General features: G+C 57.0%; 13 protein-coding genes. 7 read left to right on the plus strand and 6 right to left on the minus strand.

Features of this window, described 5'->3' with window-relative positions; all coding sequences use genetic code 11:
* The first annotated feature begins 17 nt into the window (after window positions 1-17).
* A complete protein-coding gene (locus tag QO002_RS27445; RefSeq protein WP_307235936.1) occupies window positions 18-815 on the plus strand; it encodes an inositol monophosphatase family protein in 798 nt (265 codons plus the stop codon).
* A 137-nt stretch (window positions 816-952) separates the two neighbouring features.
* On the opposite strand, the gene QO002_RS27450 is transcribed toward QO002_RS27445, so the two are convergent.
* Window positions 953-2,077 (minus strand): IS5 family transposase, encoded by a 1,125-nt coding sequence (locus QO002_RS27450; protein WP_307228028.1) that lies wholly within the window; start codon window positions 2,075-2,077, stop codon window positions 953-955.
* Between the two features lie 253 nt (window positions 2,078-2,330).
* Between QO002_RS27450 and ugpB the strand changes: the two genes are divergently transcribed.
* From ugpB to QO002_RS27480, 6 genes are all read left to right on the plus strand, one after another.
* Window positions 2,331-3,632, plus strand: a complete 1,302-nt coding sequence (gene ugpB, locus QO002_RS27455; RefSeq protein ID WP_307235937.1) for a sn-glycerol-3-phosphate ABC transporter substrate-binding protein UgpB — start codon at window positions 2,331-2,333, stop codon at window positions 3,630-3,632.
* Window positions 3,633-3,714: 82 nt separating this feature from the next.
* The gene (gene ugpA, locus QO002_RS27460; RefSeq protein ID WP_307235942.1) at window positions 3,715-4,596 is read left to right on the plus strand and encodes a sn-glycerol-3-phosphate ABC transporter permease UgpA; all 882 of its coding nucleotides are present in this window, start codon (window positions 3,715-3,717) and stop codon (window positions 4,594-4,596) included.
* Window positions 4,597-4,605: 9 nt separating this feature from the next.
* Window positions 4,606-5,454 carry a sn-glycerol-3-phosphate ABC transporter permease UgpE gene (ugpE, locus tag QO002_RS27465; RefSeq protein ID WP_307235945.1) on the plus strand — a complete coding sequence of 283 codons (849 nt, stop codon included), beginning with the start codon at window positions 4,606-4,608 and terminating at the stop codon, window positions 5,452-5,454.
* Window positions 5,454-6,500, plus strand: coding sequence for a sn-glycerol-3-phosphate import ATP-binding protein UgpC (locus tag QO002_RS27470; RefSeq protein ID WP_307235946.1), 1,047 nt, complete (start codon window positions 5,454-5,456; stop codon window positions 6,498-6,500). Before ugpE ends, QO002_RS27470 begins: the two co-directional genes overlap by 1 nt.
* Before the next feature lie 178 nt (window positions 6,501-6,678).
* Window positions 6,679-6,864 (plus strand): hypothetical protein, encoded by a 186-nt coding sequence (locus QO002_RS27475; protein WP_307235947.1) that lies wholly within the window; start codon window positions 6,679-6,681, stop codon window positions 6,862-6,864.
* Window positions 6,865-6,936: 72 nt separating this feature from the next.
* Entirely contained in the window at window positions 6,937-7,317 is a 381-nt protein-coding gene (locus QO002_RS27480) for a hypothetical protein (RefSeq protein ID WP_307235948.1), read from the plus strand.
* Here the strand turns inward: QO002_RS27480 and QO002_RS27485 are convergent.
* The 5 genes from QO002_RS27485 to QO002_RS27505 form a co-directional block, all read right to left on the minus strand.
* Complete coding sequence (locus QO002_RS27485) at window positions 7,304-8,548, minus strand: aminotransferase class III-fold pyridoxal phosphate-dependent enzyme (RefSeq protein ID WP_307235949.1); 1,245 nt, start codon at window positions 8,546-8,548, stop codon at window positions 7,304-7,306. The two genes, QO002_RS27480 and QO002_RS27485, sit on opposite strands and share 14 nt — an antisense overlap.
* Before the next feature lie 139 nt (window positions 8,549-8,687).
* Entirely contained in the window at window positions 8,688-9,356 is a 669-nt protein-coding gene (locus QO002_RS27490) for a class II aldolase/adducin family protein (RefSeq protein WP_307235950.1), read from the minus strand.
* Window positions 9,357-9,359: 3 nt separating this feature from the next.
* Complete coding sequence (otnK, locus tag QO002_RS27495; RefSeq protein ID WP_307235951.1) at window positions 9,360-10,691, minus strand: 3-oxo-tetronate kinase; 1,332 nt, start codon at window positions 10,689-10,691, stop codon at window positions 9,360-9,362.
* Between the two features lie 280 nt (window positions 10,692-10,971).
* Window positions 10,972-12,504 carry an ABC transporter substrate-binding protein gene (locus QO002_RS27500; protein ID WP_307235953.1) on the minus strand — a complete coding sequence of 511 codons (1,533 nt, stop codon included), beginning with the start codon at window positions 12,502-12,504 and terminating at the stop codon, window positions 10,972-10,974.
* Window positions 12,505-12,602: 98 nt separating this feature from the next.
* Window positions 12,603-13,202, minus strand: coding sequence for a TetR/AcrR family transcriptional regulator (locus QO002_RS27505; RefSeq protein WP_307235955.1), 600 nt, complete (start codon window positions 13,200-13,202; stop codon window positions 12,603-12,605).
* Between the last annotated feature and the right edge of the window lie 31 nt (window positions 13,203-13,233).

Below are 13,233 nucleotides of genomic sequence, written 5' to 3' on the forward strand. Positions count from 1 at the left end.
TTGTAAGGGACCACAAAATGGCATCTCAGACTTCACGCCTCGATATGAGATTCATACTCGCGCAAGCTATGGCGAAAGAGGCCGGCAAAGTCGCTCTCGACTATTTCAATCGGCGCGAAACACTTGTCATCGAAACGAAACGCGACCTGCAGGATGTTGTGTCCGTCGCCGATAGGGAAGTGGAAAACCTCATTCGCGCCCGTGTAGCGGAGGCTAATCCTCACGACGGCTTTCTCGGTGAGGAATACGGTCTGATGGAGGGCACGTCGGGCTATACATGGGTGGTCGATCCGATCGATGGAACGAGTCCCTTCGTCAACGGCATGCCCAACTGGTGCGTGTCCATTGCGGTGCTTCATGGCGGGAGGCCGGTCATCGGGGTAATCTACGCCCCGTGCTTCAACGAGCTTTATGCCGCCGCATCTGGAAAAGGTGCGACCCTTGATGGCAAGGCTCTATCGCTCGATCCGGCCCGCACCATTCACAATTCCGTCACCGGTATTGGGGCCAACAACTATGTCACCCCTGCGTTCGTTGGAAAAATGGTCGAAGACCTGCTCGAGGCCGGAGGTAACTTCATTCGCAACGGCTCCGGCGCACTGATGCTGGCCTATGTCGCAGCAGGCCGTCTGGTCGGTTACTACGAGCCCTATATGCACGCTTGGGATTGCATGGCCGGTTTCTGCCTTATCGAAGAATCGGGCGGATATTATCACCCCTTCGATGTCTCGGGCGACAATCTGACGAAGGGCGCACCGGTTTTGGCTACTGGGCCTGGCGCGAAGGACGATCTCATAAAGATTGCGGGTCTTTAGCAGGTTGCGGAAATAGCGCTAATTTTTCTACCGATCCTCGCTAGACGGTTCGAAGACGAGCGGGGATGAGGCTTTTTCAGCGGCCTTTTCGGCCATTTTGTCGTCATCCGCCGTGTCTCGGCGGATTGCGGGCGCGATTATGCCGTCGTCAGCAGCTTTGGCAGCCTCACCAGATTATAAGCCGTCGCTGTCAGGGTGAACATCCAACCGACGCGATCCTTTCCGCGATGGCGGGTCTTGCGCATTCCGCCGCTGGTCTTGGCCCAGCCGAATACCTCTTCGATGCGTTTTCGGATGCGCTGACTGACAGCGTAGCCGGGGTGATGGGTGGTACGACCATCGATGGCTGAGCGTCGGTTCGCCGTGTTCTGAGCAACGTGTGGCGTCACCTTGATATCCCGCAAGGCGGCAACGAAGTCTGCCGTATCGTAGGCTTTGTCTGCAGCCAATGTGATGCGATGACGACCATCCATGCGGCCCACCATATCCAGTGCAGCCTCGCGCTCTGCGGTTCCTGTCGCATGGGTCAGCGTGGCGTCGACAACCAGCCCGTTGCGGTTTTCCAGGGTGACGTGGCCCATGTGGCAAAGCTTGGCCGCCTGCCCACGGGCCTTCTTGTAAAGCCTGGCATCCGGGTCGGTGGTCGACGCGTGAGTTGCGTTGCTGCGCTTCTCGCCGTGGAAATCCCGCTCAGGGTTGCGTGCCGTAGCCTTTGCGGGCTTGTTCGCGTCAGCGCCGGAGCCGTTGTTGTCATCACCGTCACCATCAGTCTCGTCCTTGGGCTTGAAGCTCTTCATGCTGGCCCAGGCTTCGATCAAGGTGCCGTCCACCGAGAAGTGCTCGTCTGACAAGAGAGCCTTAACTCGCGGCTGGCTCAGCAATGCGGCCAGGAACTTGGCGGCGATGTCGCCAGCCAGGAGTCGCTCACGGTTCTTGGTGAACACGGTGACGTCCCAGATCGGCGCGTCCATCGACAAGCCGACGAACCATCGGAACAACAGATTGTAGTCCATCTGCTCCATGAGCTGGCGCTCCGAGCGGATCGTGTAGAAAGCCTGCAACAACAGGGCGCGCAGAAGCTTCTCCGGCGGGATCGACGGGCGGCCGATCGCTGAATACATCGCCTCGAAATCAGGCGACAGAACTTCCAGTGCCTCGTCGACAATCGCGCGGATTGCCCGCAGCGGATGGCTTGTCGGAACGCGTGCTTCGCAGCTCACATAAGAAAACAGACCCGCCGTCTGGATATCACTGCCCCGCATGTCCTGCTCCTGCCGGCCAATCACTCGGGCATGGAATCACGCCAGTCCGCTCGCAGCAAGCGCCTTTTTCCGCATCCTGTTAGGCGGGCTGGACAAACGCGTCTCCCGGTCTATTTACCGGCTCGGGAGCACGAAAGATGGATCAGGCTTCAAATGAGCCTGATGCTGGAACTTCGGCAGCGGTCGAGGAGGACCGGTCCTGGAGTTCGCAAATATGCAACGTACCTAGTTTTGTCAGTACAGGGAGGAAATCATGTTCAAGCATCCTTTGGCCGCATCGGCTACCCTTTTTGCCATATTACTTGCATTGCCAGCCAGCGCTGCCACCGATCTACAATGGTGGCATGCGATGACGGGCGCCAACAATGAAGTCGTCAACCAACTTGCCAAGGAATTCAACGCGAGCCAAAGCGACTATACGATCACGCCAGTGTTTAAGGGAACTTATCCCGAAACATTGAATGCAGGGATCGCCGCGTTCCGTTCTAAACAGGCCCCTGCGATCATACAAGTTTTCGACGCGGGAAGCGGCGTAATGATGGGGGCCGAGGGTGCCATCCTCCCGGCTGCGGAGGTGCTACAGAAAGGCGGCTTCACTTTCGACAAGTCGCAATATCTTGCCGGAATCGTCGCTTACTACTCAAAGCCCGACGGTACCATGCTGTCTTTCCCCTACAATTCCTCTTCTCCGATCCTCTACTACAACAAGGATATTTTTGCCAAAGCCGGACTCGACGCGGAAAACCCGCCAAAGACATGGCCCGAGGTGTTCGAAGCCGCCAAGAAGATCAAGACGGGTGGCGCGGCCCCGTGCGGTCTCACGTCCACATGGCTAACCTGGATTCAGACGGAAAACCTTGCGGCCTGGAACAACGTCGCCTATGGCACCAATCAGAACGGTCTGGGTGGAAATGACGTCAAACTCGAGTTCAACACGCCACTCTTTGTTCAACATTTCCAATCGATCGCCGATCTCGCGAAGGACGGCACGTTCCGCTATGGCGGACGGACGTCGGAGGCCAAACAGCTGTTCATGTCGGGCGAGTGCGCAATCCTGACGGAATCGTCCGGAGGACTCGGCGATATAATCAAGTCCGGTGTCAAGTATGGCATCGGCCAGCTGCCGTACTACGAAGGACACGGTCCGCAGAACACGATTCCGGGCGGTGCTAGCCTATGGGTCTTCGGCGGCAAGAGTGACGAGGAATACAAGGGGGTTGCCCAGTTCTTTAATTTCCTCTCCCAGACTAAGATCCAGGCCCTCCTGCATCAAGTCTCGGGCTACATGCCGGTCACCAACGCAGCCTATGAGGAGACCAAGAAATCCGGTTTCTACGACAAGAACCCAGGCCGCGAAACGCCGATCCTGCAGATGATGGGCAAGGCGCCGACCGACAACTCCAAGGGGGTGCGCCTCGTTAATCTTCCTCAAGTACGGGATATCATGAACGAAGAATTCGAGGCGATGCTTGCCGGCAAGCAAGATGCAAAAGCCGCCCTCGATAAGGCCGTCGAGCGCGGCAATGCGGCGATCGCCGAAGCGATCGGCAACTAGAACTGTCATCGGATGCCGTGCGCAGACGATGCGCACGGCATTGTGGCGTACTCACACTTTTCCGCCGCTTCGGGAGAAATCCGTGCACACTGTCGCGTTTCCGAACAAGGTCCTCCCTTTTCTGCTGGTAGCGCCGCAGATCATTTTGACATTGATCTTTTTTTTCTGGCCAGCCAGCCAAGCGCTCTACCAGTCGATGGTACGCCAAGACCCATTCGGCCTCAAAAGCGCCTTCGTCGGCCTCGCCAATTTCAGGAATGTGCTCTCTGATCCGAACTACCTCCATGCCCTTCAGGTCACAGTCGTCTTCAGCCTGCTAACAGCCGCGCTCTCGATGGGTGTCGCGCTTCTCCTGGCAACGGCAGCCGACAAAGTCGTGCGCGGTCAAAGCTTCTACCGCACACTACTGATCTGGCCATATGCGGTGGCCCCGGCAGTCGCAGGTATGCTTTGGCTATTCATGTTCAATCCAGCCATGGGCACGCTGGCCTATCTCGTGCGGCGAAACGGGATTGCCTGGGACCCGCTTCTGAATGGCGAACAGGCCATGACACTCGTTGTCGTTGCCGCGGCGTGGAAACAGATCAGCTATAATTTCCTCTTCTTTATCGCCGGCCTGCAGGCCATACCAAAATCGCTGATTGAAGCGGCTGCGATCGACGGTGCACGGGGAAACCGTCGCTTTTGGACGATCGTCTTTCCGCTTCTTGCGCCCACGACGTTCTTCCTGCTGGTGGTCAACACCGTCTACGCGTTCTTCGACACATTCGGCATCATCCATTCGGTGACAGGAGGCGGCCCGGCTCAAGCAACGGAAACTCTGGTTTATAAAGTCTATAACGACGGCTTCGTAAATCTGAACCTGGGCTCTTCGGCGGCGCAGTCGGTCATCCTCATGGTGATCGTCATTGCGTTGACCGCGTTCCAGTTCCGCTTTGTCGAGAAACGGGTCCACTATGGTTGAGGACCTGACATGATAGAAAGACGCCCCATCGCCAGCCTTTTTGGCCACTTCATTCTGATAATCGGGGTCATCGTCGTCGCCTTCCCCATCTATTATACGTTCATTGCTTCGACGGCGACTTCGGAGGCGATCCTGCGACCTCCCATGTCGCTGCTGCCTGGCGGTCACATGACGGAAAATTACGCCGAGGCGATGTCAGGTGGTGTCGAGCGGGTTGTCGGCGTCAGCCTTGAACGCCTGTTGCTCAATTCCCTCATCGTGGCGCTGGCGATTGCGGGAGGGAAAATTGTAATTTCCTTTCTTTCGGCCTTCGCCATCGTCTTCTTCCGATTTCCCTTTCGCATGGCATTCTTTTGGATGATCTTCGTTACGCTGATGCTGCCCGTGGAGGTTCGCATCCTTCCCACCTACAAGGTGATTGTCGACCTCGGCCTGATCGATACCTATGCGGGACTAACACTGCCGCTGATGGCATCGGCCACGGCGACCTTTCTGTTTCGCCAGTTTTTTCTGACAATACCCGGTGAACTGGTGGAGGCCGCGCGCATCGACAATGCAGGGCCATTCCGCTTCATGCGTGATATCTTGTTGCCGCTGTCCAGCACCAACATCGCAGCCCTGTTCGTCATCCTGTTCATCTATGGCTGGACGCAATACCTCTGGCCGCTTCTCGTCACCAACGACGCGAAAATGAACACAATCATCATAGGCCTGAGGCGTATGGTGGATTTCACGGATGCATCGACACCGTGGAACTACGTCATGGTCACGGCGATCCTCGCCATCATTCCACCCATTCTCGTCGTCGTGCTGATGCAGCGATGGTTCGTCAAAGGTCTCGTGGAGACAGAGAAATAATGGCCAATATTATCCTGGAAGATGTCCGCAAAACCTACGGTACGGTGGAGGCGGTCAAGGGCATATCCCTCGAGATCGTCGATGGCGAACTGGTTGTCCTGGTCGGCCCGTCCGGCTGCGGAAAGTCGACGTTATTGCGGATGATTGCCGGCCTAGAAAGTATAACTGCCGGAACGATCGCGATCGGCGACAGGATCGTCAATGATCTGGAGCCGTCCGATCGCGATATTGCCATGGTATTTCAAAACTACGCGCTTTACCCACACATGACCGTTCGTCAGAACCTCGCCTATGGGTTGAAGAACCGAAACACGCCGAGGGACGAAATTGATCGACGCATTTCCGATGCTGCCAAGGCGCTCGAAATCGAATCCTATCTCGATCGCAAACCGGGACAACTCTCTGGCGGGCAGCGCCAACGCGTCGCCATGGGCCGTGCGATCGTTCGCGAACCGGTGGCCTTCCTTTTCGACGAACCGCTTTCGAACCTCGACGCAAAACTCCGCGTCCAGATGCGGGTCGAGATCAAGCGGCTACAGAGGTCGCTGTCGACCACCAGTGTTTACGTCACGCACGATCAGATGGAAGCCATGACGCTGGCCGACAGACTTGTCGTCCTGAATGCTGGGCGGATCGAACAGGTCGGCACCCCGATCGAACTTTACGACCGACCGGAGACCACCTTCGTGGCGACGTTCATAGGGTCACCTTCCATGAACCTTTTCTCGATGGAGAACTTGAATGTCTTGTCTGGCGGACAGAAACTGACAATCCCTGCGGGTACAGCCACAGTCGGTATCCGCCCCGAAGATATGTATCTAGCGGAACACGACGTTCAGGGGGATGGGTTCCAAACCAGGATTGGAGTTGTCGCCGTGGAACTCGTCGGCGCCGAGAGCTACGTGCATGGACTCCTTTCCAACGAGCAACCGGTTGTATTTAGAGTGTCCGGACGATCCCGCATCAAGGTCGATGAAATCCTGACTGTTCAGGCCGGATACGAAAAACTTCACTTCTTCGATCAAGCGGGCCGACGGCTGAATTAATGCTGGTTGGTCCGAACGCGACGAATTCTGTACGCCCTCTGAAGACGCGCAGAACGCGGGCGTCAAAGCTTTAGGACCGACCGATGCGCGACTTTAGTCATTCCATCACACGGAGACATGAATGGTTGATTTCCAGGGATTTGAGAGCCAATTTTGATAAACAGAAACGGCGCTGTTCATGATGACGAATGTCACTATGAGCGCGGCATTGGCAGCGGGAGCGGATGCGAAATTGCTGCTTCAGCATCTCCTGCAACACGAGAAGAACTTCACCAAGATCGGACAGAAGAATGCGGTGCACCTGTTTGCGGCCGCTGCCTTTTTGATGGAGAACACTTCCGGCATCAAGCCCTACGGCACCTAAGTCACCTTGATCGCCGACTGGTCCGCCTGCACCGTCATTGGCTCACCGCCTTCACCAGCCTCGACGACCTTAATGACGGTACCCGCGAAGGCCGGGGTTTGTGATGTACAGGCCGGATCCGGTGTAGAAATATCGGTAACCGTCGAATGCGGTAACCAAATTATCACCGTCGTTGCCGTAGTAAGCAGCCACAATACTGATGACGATCATGATCAAAGCGCCGACGGCAAGGACGAGCGAAATGACGCCGGCAGCAAGAAGCACGCGCTCAGCCGCCGAGGTCTATTCTCCGGTCGCCTGTTCAGCGCCGCCGTTATTAAACGAATTGATCTCGTTCACCGAGACTGCAGTCTCGTCGGCGACCTTAAACATTTCTCCCTTGATAACCGCCTTAGCCGCTTTACCGGTGCGCCACGCGCACCGGTGATCAGCCAGGACGTCACATGGACTTGAACCCTGCAGAAACGACATCCTTCATGGCAGCGTCCGCACCTTCAAGCGCCCTGTCAATGTCGGCCGGCTGATGCGCGGCGGACAGAAACATATTATGCTTGGGATGAAGATAGAGGCCATGGCGGAGCGCGGCCGCACAGAAAGCGTTGGCGATCTGCAGCTCCTTGTCGTTTTCAAAGCGCATGATTGGCATTTGCGCCGGCCCTGTCTGATGCAGGACGAATCCGTGCCGCTGAGCAATCGATGCAAGCCCTTCCCGCAGCCGGACGCCCATTGCTTGCATATGCGGGAGGGCATCGGTGTTTTTCAGAATATTGATGGTCTTGATGCTGGCAGCCATTGCGGCCGAACCATACCAGAAGGAGCCTGTGGTGAAGATTTTCGACGCGCCTTCCAGCATACGGCGGCTTCCCGCCACAGCGGCCAGCGGCCAGCCATTGGCGATGGCTTTCGAGTAAGCGCCGAGATCGGGCTTGATCCCATGCATGGCCCAACTGCCCCGGACATCCAGCCGGAAACCGGCCCGAACGTCGTCGAGAATCAAAGCCGCACCGGTTTTGTCGCAAATGGCGCGTGCATGTTTCAAGAATGCCGGTTCCGGCATTTCCTGGTCGCGGTTCAAATCGTGGCGGAATGCTGTGAGCACGATACCAGCGAGGTCGTGGCCGGCGGCAGCCACGGCTTCGTCGAGGCTCTGAATGTCGTTGTATTCAAACAGAATGAGGTGGGCGCGGTCTTCCGAGGTAACGCCGACCACCGATGGCGAGCACCACGGAACCGCGCCATGATAGGATCCGCGCGCGACCAGTATCTTGCGCTTTCCGGTGTTGGCGCGTGCGACGGTCACGCAAGTCGTCGTGGCATCGGTACCGTTTTTCTGGAACAGCGCCCAATCGGCATAATCGAGCGTATCGACAAACAGCTCGGCGAGTTCGACCATCACTTCTGTCGGACCGTTGTTGATGTCGCCTTTGGCGATCTCGGCGAGCGCTGCGGCATCGACCTCAGGGCGCTTGTAGCCAAGGATGTTAGGCCCCCAGGCGCACATGAAATCGATGTATTCTTTTCCATCCACGTCCCACACACGGCATCCATCGGATTTCGAAAAGAACTGCGGATAGCCCGGACCTATCGCGCGGGTCGCCATATGCCCCCATACGCCACTTGGAACGACCTTGTTTGCCCGCGCGAGAAGGTCGCGGTCCCTGCTGTTGACCATGCTGTGTTCCATCGCATTCTCCTATAATATCAAGCTAGCGCTGAGGCGCCCGTTCGTGCGGAACTGTGAGACAGTCAAATTTTTCTGCCGCTAGTGTCCACGATAGATTGCGATCCGGAGCCCTGAGGTTCAGGGCGTTGGATCAGGTTTTTCAATTTTCCGGCGTCGCTCCCGAGGAGTTTTGTTTGCCGTATGTCTTGTAGCGTTCGTTGACCTCCACCAGATCGCCTTCTGTCAGCAGAACGGGCTTTGAGAATGCGCGGCACAGAATGTATTGGCGGGCGAGCGTCTCAAGTTTCAATGTACGGCTGAATGCCTCAGTGACAGTGCTACCGACCGCGACCATTCCATGATTGGCGAGCAAACAGGCGGTGCGTCCCTCGATAGCCTCAACAGTAACATCAGCGAGTTCAGCAGAGCCGAAAGTTGCATATCTGGAGCATCTGACGTCGTCGCCGCCGAAGCCTGCGACCATGTAATGAAACGCAGGAATTGACACGCGCGCGCAGGACAACGCTACGCAGTGGTCCGGATGGGCGTGCACAATTGCCTGGATTTCCGGGCGCGACTTGTAAATCGCGGCATGCAAGCCCCACTCGCTGGAAGGTGTTGTGTCACCTGACCAGCCACCATCGAGATCCATCGCGACGATCAGGTCTGGCCGGAGCAATTTTGACGGTATGCCGGTTGGCGTGATCAGCATGCCACCGACGGTTCTGACGCTGATGTTGCCGGATGTGCCAACATTAAGCCTGAACGCCTCGGCTTCGCGCGAGGCATCGATCAAGGACTGTCTATCTTGTTCGGTATCGGTATTCATGGATCAGCCTTTCGGGGGCCAGCGGTTTAAAAGAGGGCCCTCGGCAATGGGCTTGCGCATGTCTTCCAAAGCCGTGGCGAAGAGATCGATGCTGCCGAGCTTGCCGGATTTCAGCATGAGCGCTATCGGAAAGGGCTCCGTGGCAATCGCCCGCGAAAAGCCCGGCTCGCGATACGGCCCCGGTTGCAGATCCGCGATACCAAGTGCCCTGACGATGGACCCCGATGTTTCGCCGCCAGCAACAACCAGACGCCGAACACCAAGTTCCAGCACGATGGCTCTGGCGATTTCAGACAGGATCTTCTCGGCCCGCGCCGCGACTTCGAGTCGTCCATGCGCCGCTTGAAGATCATCGATGCGATCCTGCGGCAGGGCCGTACTGATGGCAAAGTACTTTCCCTCTGCTATGGCTCGGGCGGCAAACTGCCGCGCCTCCTCGACAAGATCGTCGCCAGCATAGGCGCGTGCGATGTCGATTGTGCAAACCGGATTTGCTTCGCCGAACCGTTCCAACTGGGCCGCAGTCTGCGGAGCGACGCTTCCCACCAACACGGCGCCCGGTCCCTCTACCCCAGCAAGCGCGATGTCCGAGGAGTGCTCAACCAGGCCACGCTCAAGCCATATCGGAGGCAGATGGGCGGCAACCGATGAATTGCCCGTCAGCAGGCGCATTCCGGCCGCAGCATTCGCGAGAGCGGAAAAATGATGTTCGTATAGCGAGTCCGCGATGAACAGCGACTTTCCAGCCCGTTCCGCTTGATCCGTCACGCTCTGGCGTATGGCCTCCGGGCCGTTGTCGATCACTGTGTAATCGATCAGTCCAACTGACCTCAGGCTTTGCGCCTGCAGCACACGGACCAGGTTGGAATCCGTCATCGGCGTCAGTGGGTCAAATCGCTTCAGCGATTCCCCAAGAAGTTCCGCCCCGCCAAACATGTGGCCCTGGAATACGGTTCTGCGGGTTTCGCAAAGCCCCGGCACGAACAGCACCTGCTCGGCCCCCAGCCGGTCCATCAGGGCTTCTGCACACGGCCCGATGTTGCCCTTCGGTGTTGAATCGAATGTCGCACAATATTTGAAAAACGCCTGCCTCACACCGTGCTCCATCAGCAGGTCCAATGCGGCAAGCGTTGACTGCACTGCCTGTTCGGCTGGCGCAACCCGCGACTTGAGAGCAATGACGTGGGCCCTTTGCACGCGCTTCGGCGCTGCTGTTCCCACCGACAACGATGTGGGAATGCCACGTGCGACCAACATGGAGGCCAGCTCGAGGCCGCCAGTCAGGTCGTCGGCTATTGCTCCAAATACCAAGCGGGTGTCGATATTGGCGTCCATTCAGGCCACCTTCCCCGTAACAGTTTCGGGAACCGAAACCGCCCAGCAATGTGTGTTCGCAAAGTAATTTTTCCGATATTCTGACTGCATGTCGCACTCCCGTTCTGCCAGTAAAGGTTCCATGCACCGTGATCTTGCTTGCCGTGCGGCATCTCCGTCACGGAAGGAGAAGGCGGCCTTGTTTCTTTGCCGCCTTCCCAACTCTATCGCTTAACTCTGGGACACGAATCTCCGCCGCTGTTTCTGACCAGCCGCGACGGATCCCGGACCTGTGGCCCGCTTACTGCTGGGGGGCCAGCCAGACATTCTCCAGATGGTCAGACCCCAACGCATCGACCTTAGCGCCGCAGACATTTTGTGCGTGAGCGCTGATGAACGGCAGGTTCATGATGTTAATCACTGGGGAAATGTCCAGCATCTGCTGCTGGATCTGCGGCCACAACTCGGCCCGTTCCTTTTCATCCGTCGACGTCCCGAATTTCTGCACCGTCTGCCAGACTGCATCATCGTGCCACCACGAGAAGAAGCCATTGAGTCCGTTGCTGGGATCGTTCAGCAAATACGCGTACTCATCGGGTATGACGACGTCGCTGGTGAACTGAGCGTAAGGAAACGTCAGATCGTAATCACCCTGGTAGTAACGATCCGACACGGTCGCCTGGTCTTGTTCCACGAGCTCAAGATCGATGCCGATCTTCTTCCAGGCCTGCTTCAGATAAAGGCCAAGTTGCTTGTAGTCCTCAAACCCTGCCGGATATTGCAGCGTTATGCTGAAACCCTCTGGATGCTTGGACTTGGCCATAAGTTCCTTGGCCTTATCAAGATCATAAGCGTAAGGCGCAACCTTGTCGGCTGCCGCATCGAATTTCAGATGTGGTAGTACGCTGTTGGGGATGGTACCAAACCCACCATAGATCGCAGCGTTGATCGTGTTGCGGTCGAGCGCGTACTGCATTGCCTGCCGCACAGCGTTGTCTTGCAGTATCTCTTTCTGATGGTTCAGCCACAGGCCGGCAAAGAGCGGCACGGAATCGGTCTGCAATACCAGGGCGCTGTCGCTCTGCAAAGATGAGGCCAGCGAATAGGGAACACCATCGGCCATATGCGCTCCGCCGCTCTTCAACTGAAGTATCCGGCTGTTGTCGTCTGCGGCAAAATTGAACCGGACTTCGTCGAGATAGGGCTTACCCGTTTCCCAATAATTCCGATTGGCCTCAAAGGCGATGTATGAGCCATGCGCCAGTTCTTTGATTTTGAACGGCCCCGTTCCGACTGGCGCATCCCAGAATTTCTCTCCCTGGGCTTCCACTAGTTTCTTGGGAACGATGTACGCTGGAAAGATGCTGATGTTGTAAAGGAACCCGGCAACCGGGGTGCTGAGCTGCACTTTGATTGTCTGCGGGTCGACAACCTCGGATGCTTTATAGCCGACGGCGGCAACGCTTAGCACCTGGTTGAGCTTGGGATCGGCGAAGCGGTCAAGCGAGAACTTCACATCGTCGGCGGTGACCGGGGTTCCGTCGGAGAACTTGATGCCCTTGCGAATATGGAATGTATAGGTCAAGCCGTCGCTTGAAACATCCCAGCTTTCGGCGATGGCCGGCTGAATGTCGAACCCCCCCTGAGGGTCCGACCGCACCAGGCCCTGCAGCGTTTGATTGATGGCGAAGATGTCGCCGTTGCCGTTGCGGATCTGCAGCGGGTTAAGCTCTTGAGTCTGGGCGCGGCGCGCATAGACGAGCGTTCCACCCGATTGTGGCGCCGCTGCGCAAATCGTGTCGCTCGTGCCGGCCATGCTTGAGGTTGCATACATGGCTGATCCTGCTCCAAGGATCATGGCCAATGATAGTGCCACTTTGGATCGATATTTGTGCATAGTTTTGCCTCCCGTTTTTTGAACTCAGTTGAAACTCAAGTTGAAATAACTTCGAGTTTTTTCAGCTCAGCCTCCATAAGCTTCCTAATACGCTCGCGTGTGAGCCGTTGTGGATAAAGGAGCGCATGAAGGCTAAAGCCGTCGATGCTGGCGTGCACGTGTTCGGCAATATCTTCTGCCGATTCGTCGTCGCGAATTTCTTTAAGCTGCTGGCCTTCGCGGACCAGAGTAATGAGGCGGTCGATGAGTTTCGGTCCCTTGCGCCATTGGGAACTCACGACGCTCTCTTGCATCACTGCCCGGCTCCAATAGGCAACCGAAAGGCGCGTTTCCAGGTCGCGGTCCTCATCGAGTGGGAGATTGTCGAGGACAAGCTCGCGCAGCGCATTCAATCCTTTGAGGCCGCTCAGCTTTTCCTCCCAGCGCGCAGCAATTCGCTCATGCGAGAGTTGCAGCGCGGAAACGAGCACGTCGTCCTTGTCCGTGAAGTAATGCGCGAGCGTACCGACCGAGCGACCGGTCTCTCGGGCAATTGTGCGCACGGTTGCCTTGTCCAGCCCAACTCTGGCGATCACATTCCAGACCGCAACCAGCAGATCAGCTCGGCGTTCGTCCATATTCGCATTTTTAGCCATTGGCCGTTCCTCGCTTTTCTCTTCCACCGCT

The organism is Pararhizobium capsulatum DSM 1112 (genome assembly GCF_030814475.1).
Classification (GTDB): Bacteria; Pseudomonadota; Alphaproteobacteria; order Rhizobiales; family Rhizobiaceae; genus Pararhizobium; species Pararhizobium capsulatum.